This is a genomic window from Streptococcus sp. HMSC072D03 (assembly GCF_001812855.1).
In the GTDB taxonomy this organism is placed as follows: Bacteria; Bacillota; Bacilli; order Lactobacillales; family Streptococcaceae; genus Streptococcus; species Streptococcus salivarius_D.
Window position 1 is genome coordinate 1 of record NZ_KV810643.1, and the last position, 487, is coordinate 487.

Annotated in this window: 1 protein-coding gene; it reads left to right on the top strand. The window is 53.8% G+C overall.

Features of this window, described 5'->3' with window-relative positions:
- Positions 1-487 (top strand): hypothetical protein (locus HMPREF2877_RS11345; protein WP_176745182.1); only part of this gene is annotated, 487 nt, incomplete at both ends.

The following is a 487-nucleotide window of genomic DNA, read 5'->3' on the forward strand; positions in this document are numbered from 1 at the left end:
TAAGTGCCTCAACAAGTGCGAGCGAATCGGCAGGTACATCTGCGTCACAAAGTGCTTCAACCAGTGCTAGCGAGTCAGCAAGTACAAGCGCCTCACAAAGTGCATCAACGAGTGCGTCTGAATCGGCAAGTACTAGCGCATCGCAAAGTGCTTCAACCAGCGCCAGTGAGTCAGCAAGTACATCTGCGTCACAGAGTGCTTCAACAAGTGCTAGCGAGTCCGCAAGTACCAGTGCGTCACAGAGTGCTTCAACAAGTGCGAGCGAATCGGCAAGTACCAGTGCGTCCATGAGCGCTTCAACGAGTGCTTCAGAGTCAGCAAGTACAAGCGCCTCAATGAGTGCCTCAACCAGTGCCAGCGAGTCAGCAAGTACGTCAGCATCGCAAAGTGCCTCAACGAGCGCATCAGAGTCAGCAAGTACCAGTGCATCGATGAGCGCCTCAACGAGTGCATCGGAATCAGCAAGTACGTCCGCGTCCATAAGTGC